At 57.6% G+C, this 13817-nt stretch carries 23 protein-coding genes; all 23 read right to left on the reverse strand.

What is annotated here, in order from left to right:
• Positions 1 to 137 precede the first annotated feature (137 nt).
• The 23 genes from rpoN to rplX all read right to left on the reverse strand — a co-directional run bounded on the left by rpoN (position 138) and on the right by rplX (position 13808).
• Positions 138 to 1652: an RNA polymerase factor sigma-54 gene (gene rpoN, locus P0111_12260; GenBank protein ID MDF0644800.1), complete on the reverse strand. Its 1515-nt coding sequence runs from the start codon at positions 1650 to 1652 to the stop codon at positions 138 to 140.
• A gap of 18 nt (positions 1653 to 1670) precedes the next feature.
• The gene (gene lptB / locus P0111_12265) at positions 1671 to 2426 is read right to left on the reverse strand and encodes an LPS export ABC transporter ATP-binding protein (protein MDF0644801.1); all 756 of its coding nucleotides are present in this window, start codon (positions 2424 to 2426) and stop codon (positions 1671 to 1673) included.
• A gap of 23 nt (positions 2427 to 2449) precedes the next feature.
• Positions 2450 to 3007 (reverse strand): LptA/OstA family protein, encoded by a 558-nt coding sequence (locus tag P0111_12270; protein ID MDF0644802.1) that lies wholly within the window; start codon positions 3005 to 3007, stop codon positions 2450 to 2452.
• Entirely contained in the window at positions 2982 to 3506 is a 525-nt protein-coding gene (gene lptC / locus P0111_12275; protein MDF0644803.1) for an LPS export ABC transporter periplasmic protein LptC, read from the reverse strand. Before lptC ends, P0111_12270 begins: the two co-directional genes overlap by 26 nt.
• Before the next feature lie 231 nt (positions 3507 to 3737).
• Positions 3738 to 4148 (reverse strand): 50S ribosomal protein L17, encoded by a 411-nt coding sequence (gene rplQ / locus P0111_12280; protein ID MDF0644804.1) that lies wholly within the window; start codon positions 4146 to 4148, stop codon positions 3738 to 3740.
• 16 nt (positions 4149 to 4164) lie between these two features.
• On the reverse strand, positions 4165 to 5154 hold the full coding sequence (locus tag P0111_12285) for a DNA-directed RNA polymerase subunit alpha (GenBank protein ID MDF0644805.1): 990 nt from the start codon (positions 5152 to 5154) through the stop codon (positions 4165 to 4167).
• Between the two features lie 92 nt (positions 5155 to 5246).
• The gene (gene rpsD, locus P0111_12290; GenBank protein MDF0644806.1) at positions 5247 to 5873 is read right to left on the reverse strand and encodes a 30S ribosomal protein S4; all 627 of its coding nucleotides are present in this window, start codon (positions 5871 to 5873) and stop codon (positions 5247 to 5249) included.
• 81 nt (positions 5874 to 5954) lie between these two features.
• On the reverse strand, positions 5955 to 6338 hold the full coding sequence (gene rpsK / locus P0111_12295) for a 30S ribosomal protein S11 (protein ID MDF0644807.1): 384 nt from the start codon (positions 6336 to 6338) through the stop codon (positions 5955 to 5957).
• Positions 6339 to 6362: 24 nt separating this feature from the next.
• Positions 6363 to 6758, reverse strand: coding sequence for a 30S ribosomal protein S13 (gene rpsM / locus P0111_12300; GenBank protein MDF0644808.1), 396 nt, complete (start codon positions 6756 to 6758; stop codon positions 6363 to 6365).
• A 112-nt stretch (positions 6759 to 6870) separates the two neighbouring features.
• Positions 6871 to 6984, reverse strand: coding sequence for a 50S ribosomal protein L36 (rpmJ, locus tag P0111_12305; protein ID MDF0644809.1), 114 nt, complete (start codon positions 6982 to 6984; stop codon positions 6871 to 6873).
• 16 nt (positions 6985 to 7000) lie between these two features.
• The gene (gene infA / locus P0111_12310) at positions 7001 to 7219 is read right to left on the reverse strand and encodes a translation initiation factor IF-1 (GenBank protein ID MDF0644810.1); all 219 of its coding nucleotides are present in this window, start codon (positions 7217 to 7219) and stop codon (positions 7001 to 7003) included.
• Positions 7220 to 7248: 29 nt separating this feature from the next.
• Positions 7249 to 7998 carry a type I methionyl aminopeptidase gene (gene map, locus P0111_12315; GenBank protein ID MDF0644811.1) on the reverse strand — a complete coding sequence of 250 codons (750 nt, stop codon included), beginning with the start codon at positions 7996 to 7998 and terminating at the stop codon, positions 7249 to 7251.
• On the reverse strand, positions 7995 to 8651 hold the full coding sequence (locus P0111_12320; protein ID MDF0644812.1) for an adenylate kinase: 657 nt from the start codon (positions 8649 to 8651) through the stop codon (positions 7995 to 7997). Before P0111_12320 ends, map begins: the two co-directional genes overlap by 4 nt.
• Positions 8652 to 8655: 4 nt before the next feature.
• Positions 8656 to 9975 (reverse strand): preprotein translocase subunit SecY, encoded by a 1320-nt coding sequence (secY, locus tag P0111_12325; protein MDF0644813.1) that lies wholly within the window; start codon positions 9973 to 9975, stop codon positions 8656 to 8658.
• Positions 9968 to 10417: a 50S ribosomal protein L15 gene (gene rplO / locus P0111_12330; protein MDF0644814.1), complete on the reverse strand. Its 450-nt coding sequence runs from the start codon at positions 10415 to 10417 to the stop codon at positions 9968 to 9970. The genes secY and rplO overlap by 8 nt, the downstream gene beginning before the upstream one ends.
• Positions 10414 to 10605: a 50S ribosomal protein L30 gene (rpmD, locus tag P0111_12335; GenBank protein ID MDF0644815.1), complete on the reverse strand. Its 192-nt coding sequence runs from the start codon at positions 10603 to 10605 to the stop codon at positions 10414 to 10416. The genes rplO and rpmD overlap by 4 nt, the downstream gene beginning before the upstream one ends.
• Before the next feature lie 8 nt (positions 10606 to 10613).
• On the reverse strand, positions 10614 to 11123 hold the full coding sequence (gene rpsE, locus P0111_12340) for a 30S ribosomal protein S5 (GenBank protein ID MDF0644816.1): 510 nt from the start codon (positions 11121 to 11123) through the stop codon (positions 10614 to 10616).
• A 44-nt stretch (positions 11124 to 11167) separates the two neighbouring features.
• On the reverse strand, positions 11168 to 11533 hold the full coding sequence (gene rplR, locus P0111_12345; protein MDF0644817.1) for a 50S ribosomal protein L18: 366 nt from the start codon (positions 11531 to 11533) through the stop codon (positions 11168 to 11170).
• A 6-nt stretch (positions 11534 to 11539) separates the two neighbouring features.
• Positions 11540 to 12076, reverse strand: coding sequence for a 50S ribosomal protein L6 (rplF, locus tag P0111_12350; GenBank protein MDF0644818.1), 537 nt, complete (start codon positions 12074 to 12076; stop codon positions 11540 to 11542).
• Positions 12077 to 12115: 39 nt separating this feature from the next.
• Positions 12116 to 12511 (reverse strand): 30S ribosomal protein S8, encoded by a 396-nt coding sequence (gene rpsH, locus P0111_12355; protein MDF0644819.1) that lies wholly within the window; start codon positions 12509 to 12511, stop codon positions 12116 to 12118.
• An 83-nt stretch (positions 12512 to 12594) separates the two neighbouring features.
• A complete protein-coding gene (locus tag P0111_12360) occupies positions 12595 to 12780 on the reverse strand; it encodes a type Z 30S ribosomal protein S14 (GenBank protein ID MDF0644820.1) in 186 nt (61 codons plus the stop codon).
• Positions 12781 to 12801: 21 nt separating this feature from the next.
• Complete coding sequence (rplE, locus tag P0111_12365; protein ID MDF0644821.1) at positions 12802 to 13461, reverse strand: 50S ribosomal protein L5; 660 nt, start codon at positions 13459 to 13461, stop codon at positions 12802 to 12804.
• 17 nt (positions 13462 to 13478) lie between these two features.
• Positions 13479 to 13808 carry a 50S ribosomal protein L24 gene (gene rplX, locus P0111_12370; GenBank protein MDF0644822.1) on the reverse strand — a complete coding sequence of 110 codons (330 nt, stop codon included), beginning with the start codon at positions 13806 to 13808 and terminating at the stop codon, positions 13479 to 13481.
• Positions 13809 to 13817 lie beyond the last annotated feature (9 nt).

The raw sequence follows: 13817 nt of genomic DNA on the forward strand, positions 1-13817 counted from the left end.
CTTAATCGATTATGGTAAGTGCCGGGTGGGTGGTCACGAGGCGCCACCTAACAAAAGCAGCATGATGTTCGTCGGCCTGCCGGAATTGGGATATCCGACATCCGAACAGGATGACCTTGCAACCTATCTCCCGACGCCTAGAAAAATTGCTTGCGTTGTGTTGCGGGAGGAATGTTCTCCTCAGCCCGGTACTTCGCAACCGTTCGTCGCGCGATCAGCACCTGTTGTTCGCGGAGACGCGCGGCGATTTCCTCATCTTTCAACGGATGACGAGCATCCTCGGCTGCGACCATCTTGCGGATCATTTCCCGCACGGTCACAGACGACAACATGTCGCTTGGTTGATCCGCACGCTGCAGCCCTGCGTTGAAGAAAAACTTAAGCTCCAGCATGCCTTGCGGACAATACATGTACTTATTCGCCGTCACCCTACTGATGGTCGATTCGTGCATCCCGATGTCCTCGGCAACCTGCTTGAGCACCAGCGGCTTTAGATACTGCACTCCATGCTCAAAGAACTGCTCCTGAAACTTGACGATGCTGGAGACCACTTTCACGATGGTCTTGTTGCGCTGCTCGATACTGCGAATCACCCATTGTGCGGCACGGAGGCGTTCGTCCAGGTAAGCTTTGGTTTCCGACGATCCGCTCTGTCCCGAACTCATGAGTTGCTTGTAATAGGGGCTAATCCGCATTCGCGGCAGTCCGTCGTCGTTCAGCAACACGACCCATTCCCCTTCGTTCTTCACCACAAACACATCCGGAACGATGACATAATTCTGGGTGTTGTCGAAGGGACGGCCTGGCTTCGGTTCAAGCGCTTCAATCACTTTGGTGGCCTGCAAGACCTCTTCCACCGTCACCTCCAGAGCCTTGGCCACCCGCGCATACTGTTTCTTCTCGAGATCCTTGAGATGGTGGAGTATGATCGCCTCGACGATCGACCCCTTCAGTGCCCCGGGACGAGCTCCCAACGATCCAATGGGACCCCGCCCAAGGTGCCCCAATTGTAGGAGAAGACATTCGGAAAGGTCACGAGCTCCCACCCCTGTCGGATCAAACGTCTGTATGTCCTTCAGAACCGACTCAACCTCTGCCTCGGTAAACTCAGTCCCGCTGGCAACTTCCGACAGCGGCATGCGCAGATAGCCGTCATCGTCCAGATTGCCGATGAGCAATCGGCCCATCTCCTTCTGTCGTTCGGACAACCCGGACAAGGACAACTGCCAAAGCAGATGATCCTCCAGGGAGGTTGCCTTCCGCATATTTTGTTCAGAGGAAGGAAAGTCATCGGACGATGAGGACTGCCGCTCACCGCTTCCCGTCCTCCGGTCTGTCTGGAAGTATTCCTCCCAGCCTGCCGCGGACACCTCATCAGGCGTGTCACGCTCTTCGGGGGTCGCTTCCTCGGACTCGGTCGTGTCGGAGCTGCTCGATGTGGCGGGGGAGTCCTCTACCTGCTCATCGGCAGAGCTTCCTTCACTCTCCTCGGCCTCAGCCGGCAACTCGTCCAGCAGCGGATTGTCCATCAAATGCTGAGCGAGACTCTGTTGCAGCTCCAGTCGTGACAATTGCAGCAGCTTGATTGCCTGCTGCAATTGCGGCGTCATGATGAGCTTTTGGCTGAGCTTCAGGTCAAGTCGTAGTTTCATCGACACCGTATTCGTTCCTCATAACCTGAATCGATCGCCGAGATAGACAGCTCGAGCCGTTTCGCTTTTCACGATGGCCTCGGGCGAACCCGCCTCCAGAATCAAACCTTCGTTGATGATGTAGGCACGATCCGTAATGGAAAGCGTCTCTTGAACGTTGTGATCGGTGATAAGAATCCCGATACCTTTTTCCTTTAGTCGGGTGATGATCTGCTGAATGTCCGCCACGGCAATGGGATCGATCCCGGCAAACGGCTCGTCCAACAACATGAACGATGGATTGGTCGCCAATGCCCTGGTGATCTCCAGTCTTCGACGTTCGCCGCCGGACAACGCGTACGCCATGCTTGTCCGAATATGTCCGAGATCCAGCTCTTTTAGCAAGAACTCCGCGCGCTCAGCTCGCTCTGATCGAGAGTAATCCAGCATTTCGAGGATTGCCACAATATTGTCCTCGACGGACAGGCGCCGAAAAATCGACGACTCCTGAGGAAGATATCCGATCCCTTTGCGTGCGCGTTTATACATGGGCAACGTCGTCAACGGCTGGCCGTCCAGTGTGATCGTACCTTCGTCGGGCTGGGTGAGACCGACCATCATGTCGAAAATCGTCGTCTTTCCCGCCCCGTTCGGCCCGAGCAAACCGACGACTTCTCCGGCATGCACTTCCACAGACACACCCTTGACGACTTTCCGTGAACGAAAGCTCTTGACCAATCCCGTCGCCCGAAGAGCGGTTTTCCCGGGTCCGGACGCGGCAGGGGTGGAGGGTATTGCAGAGGCTTGCGCCACTTCGGTCACTTGGCTCCTCCCTCCGACTCGATTCGCACGTGAGATCCCCCCTCAACGACACTTCGATCCTCCGCCAGAAACATGGTAATTTGTCTGCCGCTCACTCTGGTCCCCTTCTCCCAGGCCACAGGCGATCCGGTCAGGACGATCTTATCTTCCTCTCGGTAATACACCGCCTTTTCGCACGTTGCGTTTCCGCTGTCGCGCTCGATTTTCACCCGACCGATCGCTTCGATTTTGTTCACCGCCCGGTTCGAGACGGTATCCGGCCCCTTTCGCTGCACCGTATCCTGCGCCTTTCTATCTTCGACTCCGTTGGATTGCGCCGAGCCGAACGAGACGATCATCCGATCCGAATAGACCACCAAGGTGCCGCGCGTCAGTACGACCGCACCCTCGAAAATCGCCTGGCTGTCATGATTCTTCACCGTCATCTTCCTTGAGGTGATGGTCGTACTGACGGACTGATCGGCACCGGCAGTCACCGGGGCAGCCAGCGACGGATGGGCGGTGAGAGACACGCCAGCGAGCACCACGCTAAGAGACAGGAGACACTTCAACATGCACGTCCTCGAGCACTTCGAATTCTTCACGGTCCATATGACCCAACAGCCCGACGCCAGTCACTTCCAATCCGTGTCCAACGATACGGACAGGGTCGCTTGTTCGAATTTCTCTAGTTTCATCGGTCCAGGTCAAGTGATTCGTGTAGATGGTATAGCCGCTCTGTGTCCGGATGACGAGCGGGTCAATCCGGTTCGCCAGAGCAAAGTTCTTCGTGTCCGTATTGAGCGTGCCTTCATCTCCTTCCACAGTCAGCTCCTTGCCCGCCTGCCCGAAAAGTGTGACGGCGACCGTATCGAGGTGGGCCTGTTTTTTCTGTTCAAATAGTCTGGCTTGCTTGGCGTCGACCTGCCACTGCACCCTGTCCCCTTTGGTTTGGGTAAAGGTGAAGCGGGAAATGGTGGCGTCCGCCTGATCCATCGCACTGGTCTGTCTCGTGGGAGGGGGTGCGGACGTCGAATTCGTCATGAGCAGGTACACAAGATAACCGGCCAGCACAACGCTCAACCCAAGAAGGCCTCGCTGTGCCAGCGTTCTCCACACTTTATAGGTCTTGCTCCAAACCAGCAGTAACTAGTGGCACGATAGTAGCATGCGCGTCCGAGCAAGTAAACTTCTTACCTTGACGGATGCCATAATTCCTCGGGAAAACACCGCAGGCAGGAATGTGTCTGAATGAAGGGAGCGGGCCGGCAGGACTCACCAGAGTCCCATCGGCCCATCAATGAACTAGGATTTCGCGGTTTCGCCGGGTGGAGTTGACTGTTTCGTGGCCGTCGCATCAGGGCGGGAGACCAGTTCGATCGCAACCAATTCGGCAGCATCACCGATTCGCCGTCTGGTCTTTATGATTCTGGTATATCCGCCCGGCCGATCCTTGAATCGCGCCGCCACGTCACCGAAGAGCTTAGTCACGACCGGCTTACTCCGAAGAAAACTGAGCGCTCGCCGGCGGGCCGGCAATGAACCGTCCTTGCCAAGCGTGATCATGCGATCAGTAAAGCCTCTGATTTCCTTGGCCTTGGCTTCTGTTGTCTCGATCCGTTCGTGTTCGAGCAGCGAAGTCACAAGGCTTCTGAACAACGCCCAGCGATGCTTGGTCTGTCGGCCGAGTTGTCTGCCTTTTTTTCTGTGACGCACGGTTCCCTCTTGTTCGTTATTCAATCGGCTTGGGATTGCCGTTTGAGGGCAACGCGTCCAACTTGACCCCCAAGCCCAGTCCCATTTCGGTCAATATTTCTTTGATTTCATTGAGAGACTTCTTACCGAAATTCTTTGTCTTCAGCATCTCGGCTTCAGTCTTCTGCACCAAATCGGCAATCGTCTTGATGTTGGCATTCTTCAGGCAGTTGGCTGCCCTGACGGACAGTTCCAGTTCGTTGACGCTGCGGAACAGGTTCTTGTTGATCTCGCGTTGAGCGTCTTCACCGGCCAGCTCCCCACGACCTTCCACTCGTGCTTCTGGATTGATGAAAATATCCACATGATCCCGCAAAATGCCTGCGGCGATCGAGAGCGCATCTCGGGGCGAGATCGTTCCGTCGGTCCAAATCTCCAAGGTGAGCTTGTCATAATCGGTCATGCGGCCCACACGGGCATTTTCAACCTGAAAGTTGACCCGCTTGATGGGCGAAAAAATCGAATCAATCGCAATCACTCCGATGGGCAGGCCTTCCTCCTTGTTCCGCTCAGCAGGCACATAGCCACGGCCGTGTTTCACGGTCATCTCAATATCCAACGTCGCATCCTTATCCAATGTGGCGATATGGAGATTTGGGGTCAGAATCGTCATGTCGGCATCATGAACGATATCCGAACCTTTCGCTTCACCGGGCCCTTTCTTCTTGAGACGGATGGTCTTGGGCTTGTCGGTATGAAGCGCCAACCGAAGTCCCTTCACATTCAAGATGATCGACGTGACATCTTCGGTCACTCCGGGAATCGTCGAAAACTCGTGCAACACCCCTTCGATCTTCACCGTTGTCACTGCGGCACCCGTCAACGAGGAGAGCAGCACCCGGCGCAACGCATTGCCCACAGTCGTCCCAAATCCCCGTTCAAAGGCCTCGGTCGAAAACCGCCCGAATGTCGGAGAGAGGGTTTCTTTATCGACCTCGACCCGCAGCGGGATCTGGAAATCCTTCATCGCTTTAATCATGAGTCCCCCTTCATCGTGTCAGCACCTGCACAACCTCGGCGAGGCATTCTGCAGAGGAGCGGCGCTGTATGAAGTCACCGTTACCTTGAATAGAGTTCGACGACCATCTGCTCATTGACTGGCAGCGTAATCTGGTCTTTCGTCGGAAGGGCGCGGACCGTACCCTTGAATCCGGCCTTGTCTAACTCCAACCACTCCGGCACACCCCGCCCTTCGACCGATTCCAGAGCCGTTTGAATGGTGACCAAGTTCCGACTTCGCTCGCGAACGGCCACGACATCTCCGGCCCGTACCACGGCGCCGGGAACATTCATTTTCCGGCCATTGACCGTCACATGACCGTGACTCACCAGCTGGCGGGCCTCGCGCCTCGACGCGCCGAACCCGAGTCGGTAAGCCACGTTATCGAGTCGCGATTCGAGCAGGCGCAACAACGCTTCGCCCGTGACGCCGGTCTGGCGCTCAGCCCGTTCAAAGACGCCACGGAACTGCGATTCCTGCAATCCGTAGATCCGCCGTAATTTCTGCTTCTCTCGAAGCTGAAGGCTATAGTCCGACGTCCGCTGGCGCCCCTGCCCATGTTGGCCGGGCGGATAGCTGCGCCGCTCGATGGCACATTTCTCCGTCATGCAGCGGGAGCCCTTCAGAAACAGCTTCTCCCCCTCACGCCGGCACAACCGACAGACAGGACCTCGATACTTTGCCACTTCTCTACCTCCGGTTACCGGACACCGTCACCGGTCGGTGCCCTTACGTTCCAGTCTTATTACACAGTCGAGTGACCTCAGTTACACTCGCCGACGCTTCGGCGGCCGGCAGCCATTGTGCGGGATAGGCGTCACGTCCCGAATGAGATTGATCCGAAGCCCTGCTCCTTGGAGCGAACGGATCGCCGATTCGCGGCCGGACCCCGGGCCGTTCACATAGACATCGACCTGGCGCATCCCGCTTTCCATCGCTTTTCGAGCAGCAGCTTCACCGGCCCGTTGTGCGGCAAACGGTGTGCTCTTGCGGGAACCCTTGAATCCTTGGTTGCCGGCACTCGCCCAGACAATCGTATTGCCGCTCATATCCGTAATCGTCACAATGGTGTTGTTGAACGAGGCCTGCACGTGGGCGACCCCACTCTGGACGATCCGTCGCTCCTTCTTCTTCCCCTTTTTAACGCTCATGAGAGTCCCTTTGCCGCGAATGGGTTAGGTGGTAGATGCCGGGCGGGCCGCCGGTCTCGGCTTGCTTCCGACTCCCGCGCGACGCCCCTTGCGGGTCCTCGCGTTGGTCTTCGACCGCTGGCCGCGAACGGGCAATCCCTTGCGATGCCGCAATCCGCGATAAGCACCGGTGTCGATCAGACGCTTGATGTTCATCGAGAAGGTCTTTCGGAGATCCCCCTCGACCTGATAGCCCTGATCGATGATCTCACGGATCTTCACGATTTGGTCTTCGCTGAGATCCTTTACACGGATCGCTCCGTCGATTCCGGCCTTGGCGAGGATAGTTCGTGCAGCGGCTCGGCCGATGCCGAACACATAGGTCAGACCGATATCCGACCGCTTTTCTCTGGGCAGATCCACTCCGGCAATACGTGCCATGTTTCCTCCAGTGCTGAGTACTATCTTCTCGGTGCTGAGATGCCTTCGGTGCCAGGTTGTGCTGCTTCGACTGCCAGCTCAGGGCTCAGCATTCATCGCTCAGTACGTTACTTCATCCCTGCCGTTGTTTATGCCGCGGATTCTCGCACAGGATCCGCACGACCCCTCGGCGTCTTACGACCTTACATTTGGCACAGATCGGCTTGACGGACGATTTCACCTTCATGTGTCTTCCAATGCTCCTACTTGAACCGATACGTGATCCGACCCCGCGTCAAATCGTACGGAGACATTTCAACCGTCACCTTGTCGCCGGGAAGGATCCGAATAAAGTGCATGCGCATTTTTCCGGAAATATGCGCCAAGATCTTGTGACCGTTCTCGAGTTGCACGCGAAACATGGCGTTCGGTAGGGTTTCGGCCACGGTGCCTTGAATCTCGATGATGTCTTCCTTGGGCACGAACCCTTATCCTTTCTTCTGACGACTCTTCACAATCGACTGAGGATTCTCGCCGGTCCTTCCGGCTGAACGGCGATCGTATGCTCGAAATGCGCCGAGAAACTTCCGTCCACCGTCACCGCGGTCCACCGATCGTCGAGGACTCTGACCGCCGCGCCTCCCATATTGACCATGGGCTCGATGGCGAGGACCATGCCCTGTTGTAACCGTGGTCCCTGTCCAGGTCTCCCGTAATTCGGAACCTGCGGTTCTTCATGCAGCTGCCGGCCGATACCGTGACCCACAAATTCCGTAACGACTGAATATCCCGCAGCTTCGACATGACGCTGAACCGCGTGGGAGATGTCAGACAAGCGGCGTCCCACTACCGCCTGCTCAATACCGAGCGCGAGAGCTTCTTCCGTCACGCGAACCAGCCTCGCCGTCTTGTCATCCACCTGTCCGACACCGACGGTGACCGCCGAGTCTCCGTAGAACCCCTCGACGATCGCGCCCAAATCCAGGCCGATGATGTCTCCCTCTTTCAGCACGCGCTTGGAAGGAATGCCGTGCACAACCTGTTCGTTGACCGAGGCACACAGCGTCTTGGGATAATTTCTATACCCTTTGAACGCCGGCTGGGCGCCTCGAGCACGAATTTCCGATTCAGCCAGCCGGTCCAGCTCGTCCGTCGTAACTCCGGGCTTGACCGCTTGCTTCAGGACCTCCAACGCTTCCGCCACCACTCTCGACGCCTTTGCCATCCGGGCAACTTCTGCTGGCGTCTTCAGAATGATCATGTCGGCCTGTAGGGGGCCAGCACTCGGGATAGCGCCGTAAATACCGCCTCCACCGTGCCGGATCCGTCGAGTTCCGACAGAAGTTGTCGATCGCGATAATATCGAATCAGCGGAGCCGTTTGTTCCTCATACACCTTGAGCCGCGTCTCGATCGCTTCCGGTCGGTCATCGCTGCGCTGTACTAGCGGTTCACCGCATCGGTCGCAGGCGGCGCCCTTTTTCGACGGAGCCAAGTCCACATGGAACGACGCTTGACACCTGGGACAACTTCGCCGCCCGCTCAAGCGCCGAACCACATCATCTCGAGAGACCTGAAAGTTGACGACGCGATTCAGCGGCGTGTTCGCGGACGCCAGCACACGATCCAACTCCTCGGCCTGCACCACCGTCCGCGGGAACCCGTCGAGGATGAACCCGTTCCCCTCGCTGAGACCGACGAGCCTTTCCCGGACTAACCCGATCACGACGCTATCGGGGACCAGCCTGCCCTGGTCCATATAGCTTTTGGCTTCGCGGCCCAGCGTCGTTTGATTTCTCACCGCCTCGCGAAGCAGGTCGCCGGTGGAGATCTTCACGTCCTTGAACGCTGCGGCAACTCGATCCGCTTGAGTTCCTTTGCCGACACCCGGCGCTCCGAGAAATACCACGCGCATGAGGTCAGCCGCTCCGGCCGCGTAGCGGTCCCATGCCCTTTCCCAGGAACCCTTCGTAGTTGCGCATCAGCATATGCGATTCGATTTGCTGCGCGGTATCCAGTCCGACGCCGATCACGATCAGCAACGACGTGCCGCCGAAATAAAAGGGCACGTTCAGCTTGTAGATCAGGAACTCCGGAATCACGCAAACGATCGCGAGGTAGATTGCCCCTGCGAAGGTGATATGCGTCAAAACCTTATAGATATAATCCGAGGTCCGCTGGCCCGGTCGAATCCCGGGGATGAAGCCGCCGTACTTTTTCATGTTGTCGGCCATATCCACCGGATTGAGCACCACCGCGGTGTAGAAAAAGCAGAAAAACAAAATCAAACCGACATACATGAGCGTATACAATAGGGACCCCGGCGCCAGCTGCGCCCCGATGGCCTTCACCCATGGCGTCTCGAAAAAGCCGGCAATGGTGGCAGGGAACGCAATGATCGATGAGGCGAAAATGGGCGGAATCACCCCGGCCGTATTGATCTTCAGCGGAATATGCGTACTCTGCCCTCCATAGACCCGTCGACCCACCACCCGCTTCGCATATTGCACGGGCACCTTGCGGCGGCCGCTTTCCAGAAACACGATGGCGGCCACGACCGCGACCATCAACACGGCGAGCGCGGCCAACAACAGGAAGCTCAACTGGCCAACCTTGTACAGATCAAAGGTCTGCGCCACCGCCGCGGGAAGCCGCGCCACGATGCCGGCGAAAATGATCAGCGAAATCCCGTTGCCGATCCCTCGCTCAGTGATCTGCTCCCCGAGCCACATCAGAAACGCCGTGCCGGCGGTGAGGGTGATAACCGTCATCAGGCGGAATCCCCAACCTTTGTCCAGGACGAACGCTCCGCTGTTCATCTGCTCCAGGCCGACGGCGATGCCGAACCCTTGAATCAGGGCGATGCCGATCGTCCCGAATCGCGTGTACTGAATAATCTTCTTCCGACCGCGCTCCCCTTCCTTGGCCAGCTTGGTAAGATGGGGAATAACCACCGTCAGGAGCTGAAGAATAATCGATGCGCTAATGTACGGCATGATGCCGAGCGCAAAGATCGTCAGCCTCGACAGAGAACCGCCGGAAAAAATATCCAGAAACCCGAGCAGTGCCCCGCCCTGCTTTTGCAGAAAGTCTTGGAGCGCCTCCCCATTGATCCCCGGTGTGGGAATGTGCGCACCGACTCGATAGACGACGAGCATGCCCAGCGTGAACAGGATCCTGGTCCGCAGCTCGGGAATCTTGAAAATGTTCTGAAAACTCGTCAGGAGCCGCTCAAACACCGGGAATGACCTCGACTTTGCCTCCTGCTGCTTGGATCTTGGCCTCGGCCGACTTGCTGAACTTGTGCGCCTGCACCACCAGCGGCTTGTTGATCTCCCCGTTTCCAAGGATCTTGATCGGCAACGTCACGCGCCTGACGAGTCCGGCATCGACCAATGTCTGAGGAGTGATCGTTCCCTGCTCGGCCAATTCGGCCAGACTCTTGAGGTTGACGATGGCAAATTCCTTCCTGAACGGATTAGTAAATCCATACTTGGGAACGCGCCGAATAAGCGGCATCTGACCACCCTCGAAGCCAGCTCCCTTGCCGCCACCGGACCGGGCCAACAAGCCTTTATGCCCTTTCGTGGCGGTCTTGCCATGCCCGGACCCCGGACCTCGACCGATCCTCTTGCGCTTTTTCTTTGCTCCTTTCGCAGGAGCCAGTTCGTGTAGATTCATTGTGATTGCACTTCCAGCAAATAGCCGACCTGATGAATAAGACCGCGGACTTGAGGCGTATCCGGACGCACAACCGCCTGACGAATTTTTCGCAGTCCGAGTCCACGCAAGACGAGCCGGTGACGCTCCGGCGTTCCGATGGGGCTCCGCTTCAGGGTAATGCGTACGCTCGCTGTGGATGTTTTCATCGTTCCCATCATGCCCCCACGCCGGCCGAACGAACCTCGGTGACGCCGCGTCGCAATTGCATCACTTCTTCCGGATTTCGTAGCTGCGTCAGGCCGTCGAGCGTCGCCCGCACAGTGTTGAAAGGGTTGCCTCTCCCGAGGGTCTTGGAGATGACGTTATGGGCGCCGACCAACTCCACGACGGCCCGCACCGCACCTCCGGCGATGATTCCAGTACCTTCCGCGGCAGGCTTCAAGAGCACATGCTCACCCCCGAAGAGCCCGTGGACCTCGTGCGGAATCGTTCCGGACTTGAGCGGAACGTGAACCAAGTTCTTCTTGGCCTGCTGCACGGCCTTGGAAATGGCCACCGGAACTTCGGCCGCCTTCCCTTTGCCGATACCGACCCAACCCTGCCCGTCTCCGACCACCACGAGCGCGCAAAAGTTGAATCGCTTGCCGCCCTTGACCACTTTGGCTACACGGTTGATGAAGACCACTTTGTCCTTCAAACTGAGTTCATCGGGATTAACTCGCACGCGCTACTCCCCCTCTCCTGTGTGAAGATTCGACGGCCGCTGCCCTAGAACTGCAACCCTCCCTCACGGGAGGCATCCGCCAACGCTTTGATTCGACCGTGGTAGAGACGGCCGCCGCGATCAAACACGACCGCGTGAACCTTGGCGGCTTTAGCCCGCTCCGCCAGCAGCTTCCCGACCGCTTTGGCCGCCACAATGCTGCTCGTGGACTTGAGCGAGGTGCGCAGCGATTTATCAAGGGACGACGCCGACACCAACGTCAGTCCCTTCAGATCATCGATGATCTGCGCATAAATGTGGCTGCTGCTGCGAAACACGTTGAGCCGCGGTCGCTCGTCGGTTCCAAAAATCCGCTGGCGAACACGCCGCTGCCGCCGCGCGAGTTGGTGGCTCTTCTCCATACTGTTCATGGCATCCTACTTCCCTGTTTTGCCTTCCTTCTTACGCAAGACTTCACCGACGTACCGCACACCCTTCTGCTTGTAGACGTCGGGCGGCTTGATGGCCCGGAGGTTGGCCGCCACTTGCCCCACAAGCCGCTTATCAACGCCCTTCACGTTGATCATGGTCTGCTTGTCGATTTTCACCTCGATCCCGGCGGGTATCGGATACACGACCGGATTTATGTAGCCCACATTGAAACTCATCGTGCGCCCCTGCACCGCGGCCTTGTAACCGACACCGGTGATTTCCAGATTCCGCTCATACCCCTTGGTGACGCCGTGGACCATGTTACTCAATTCCGCACGGACCAAACCGTGTAAGGCCCGAACGTTGCGCGCATCGCTTGATCGAGTGACGAGGACTTGGCCGTTATCCACGGTGACACCGATACCCGGCGCAAGCGCCCAATCCAGTTTACCCAGCGGACCCTTCACGGACACGACCGACCCCGCCACTTTTACGTCGACCCCGTCCGGGACCGGAACCGGTTTTTTTCCTATGCGTGACATCGCTACGCCATCCTTCTTGCCGATGCAGCCAACAGGCCGCTACCAGATCGAACAGAGCACTTCACCGCCGAGGCCCGCCTTGCGGGACGCTTGATCGGTCATGATCCCTTTTGAAGTCGACAGGATCGCCATGCCGATGCCGTTGCGCACCCGTGGAATGTTCTTGTTCCCGACATAGACTCGCCGACCCGGCTTGCTCACACGCTCCATCCCTGTAATCATCGGTTGTCCCTCACCCACATACCGAAGACGAACATTGAGAACCGGATGGCCTTCCTCCACAGCCGCCTCGACGTCGTGGATGAAGCCTTCCGCCTGTAGAACGCGCAACACTTCGCGCTTCAGCTTGGACGCCGGAATGGTGACGACTTCATGTTGTCGCCGAAATCCGTTTCGCAATCTCACCAGCAAGTCACTGATCGGATCCGTAACCATAGACTCCCTTAGACTCCCTTCACACCCGTCGTTGGATTGTTCGCACCATACGGCCAGTCAGACCTGACTCCACGTCCGCCGCCTTACCAACTGGATTTCCTGACTCCCGGAATTTCCCCTTTCAGGCTCAGCAAGCGGAAGCAAATTCTGCACATCTTGAATCGGCGCAAAAATCCATGCACCCGCCCGCAGATCCCGCAACGATGATACCCGCGAGTGGAAAACTTGGGCTGCTTCGCACACTTGTTGCGCAGGGCTAATCTTGACACAATCGGCTCCTTCGTTACACGTTAGGTCCGGAAGGGCATCCCTAACTGCCGTAGCAGGGCCTTGCCTTCGTCATTGGTGCGGGCCGTCGTCACGATGGTGATGTCCATGCCGTGGATCGAGGCCACCTCGTCATACTGGATCTCCGGAAAAATCAACTGTTCTTTGAGACCCAACGTATAGTTGCCGCGCCCGTCGAACGCCTTGGGCGATACGCCACGAAAGTCTCGGATCCGGGGCAGCGCCAAGGTCACCAGTCGATCGAAAAACTCGTACATCCGGCGGTTGCGCAGAGTGACTTTGGTCCCGATTGGCATCCCCTGCCGCAGCTTGAATCCGGCAATCGCCTTCTTAGCTTTAGTGATGATGGGCTTCTGTCCCGTAATCATCCCCAGTTCGGTGGCTGCGCTTTCGAGCAGCTTGACATTCTGGGTGGCCTCGCTCATTCCGACGTTCAGCACGATCCGCTCGAGTTTCGGCACCTGCATCAGGTTCTTATATCCGAACTCTTTCATGAGGACCGGAACGACCTGCTCTCGATACATCTCGCGAAGGCGCGGGCTGAACTTCGACTCTTCGCTCCCGTCATCCAGCGCCTGAGGAGCCGTTGCGCCATCCTTCTTCGATGGGCGCCCCGTCGGTCTCGCACCTTTCGTCTTTTTCGGGTCTTTCGCGTCCGCCATGTGCCTTCCCTTTGCCGTTATTCCACTACGTCCTGAGACTTCTTGCTGAAACGGACGCGCGTGCCGTCAGCCTGCACCCGTACGCCAAGTCGCGTGGGCTTCTGGGTGACCGGGCACAGAAACATCACGTTAGAAATCGCAAGCGGTGCTTCGCGCTCGAGGATACCACCCTGCTTCACCTTCTGATTCGGCTTGGTGTGCCGCTTGATCATGTTCAATTTCTCCACCACCACGCGGCCGGCAGTGCGGTCAACCGACAGGACCTTTCCTGACTTCCCTCGGTCGCGACCGACGATGACCACGACGGTATCACCTTTGCGGATTCGAACTTTCTGCAACGCTTCCACGTCTACTCC

Origin of the sequence: Nitrospira sp. (assembly GCA_029194535.1) — a bacterium.
Classification (GTDB): Bacteria; Nitrospirota; Nitrospiria; order Nitrospirales; family Nitrospiraceae; genus Nitrospira_C.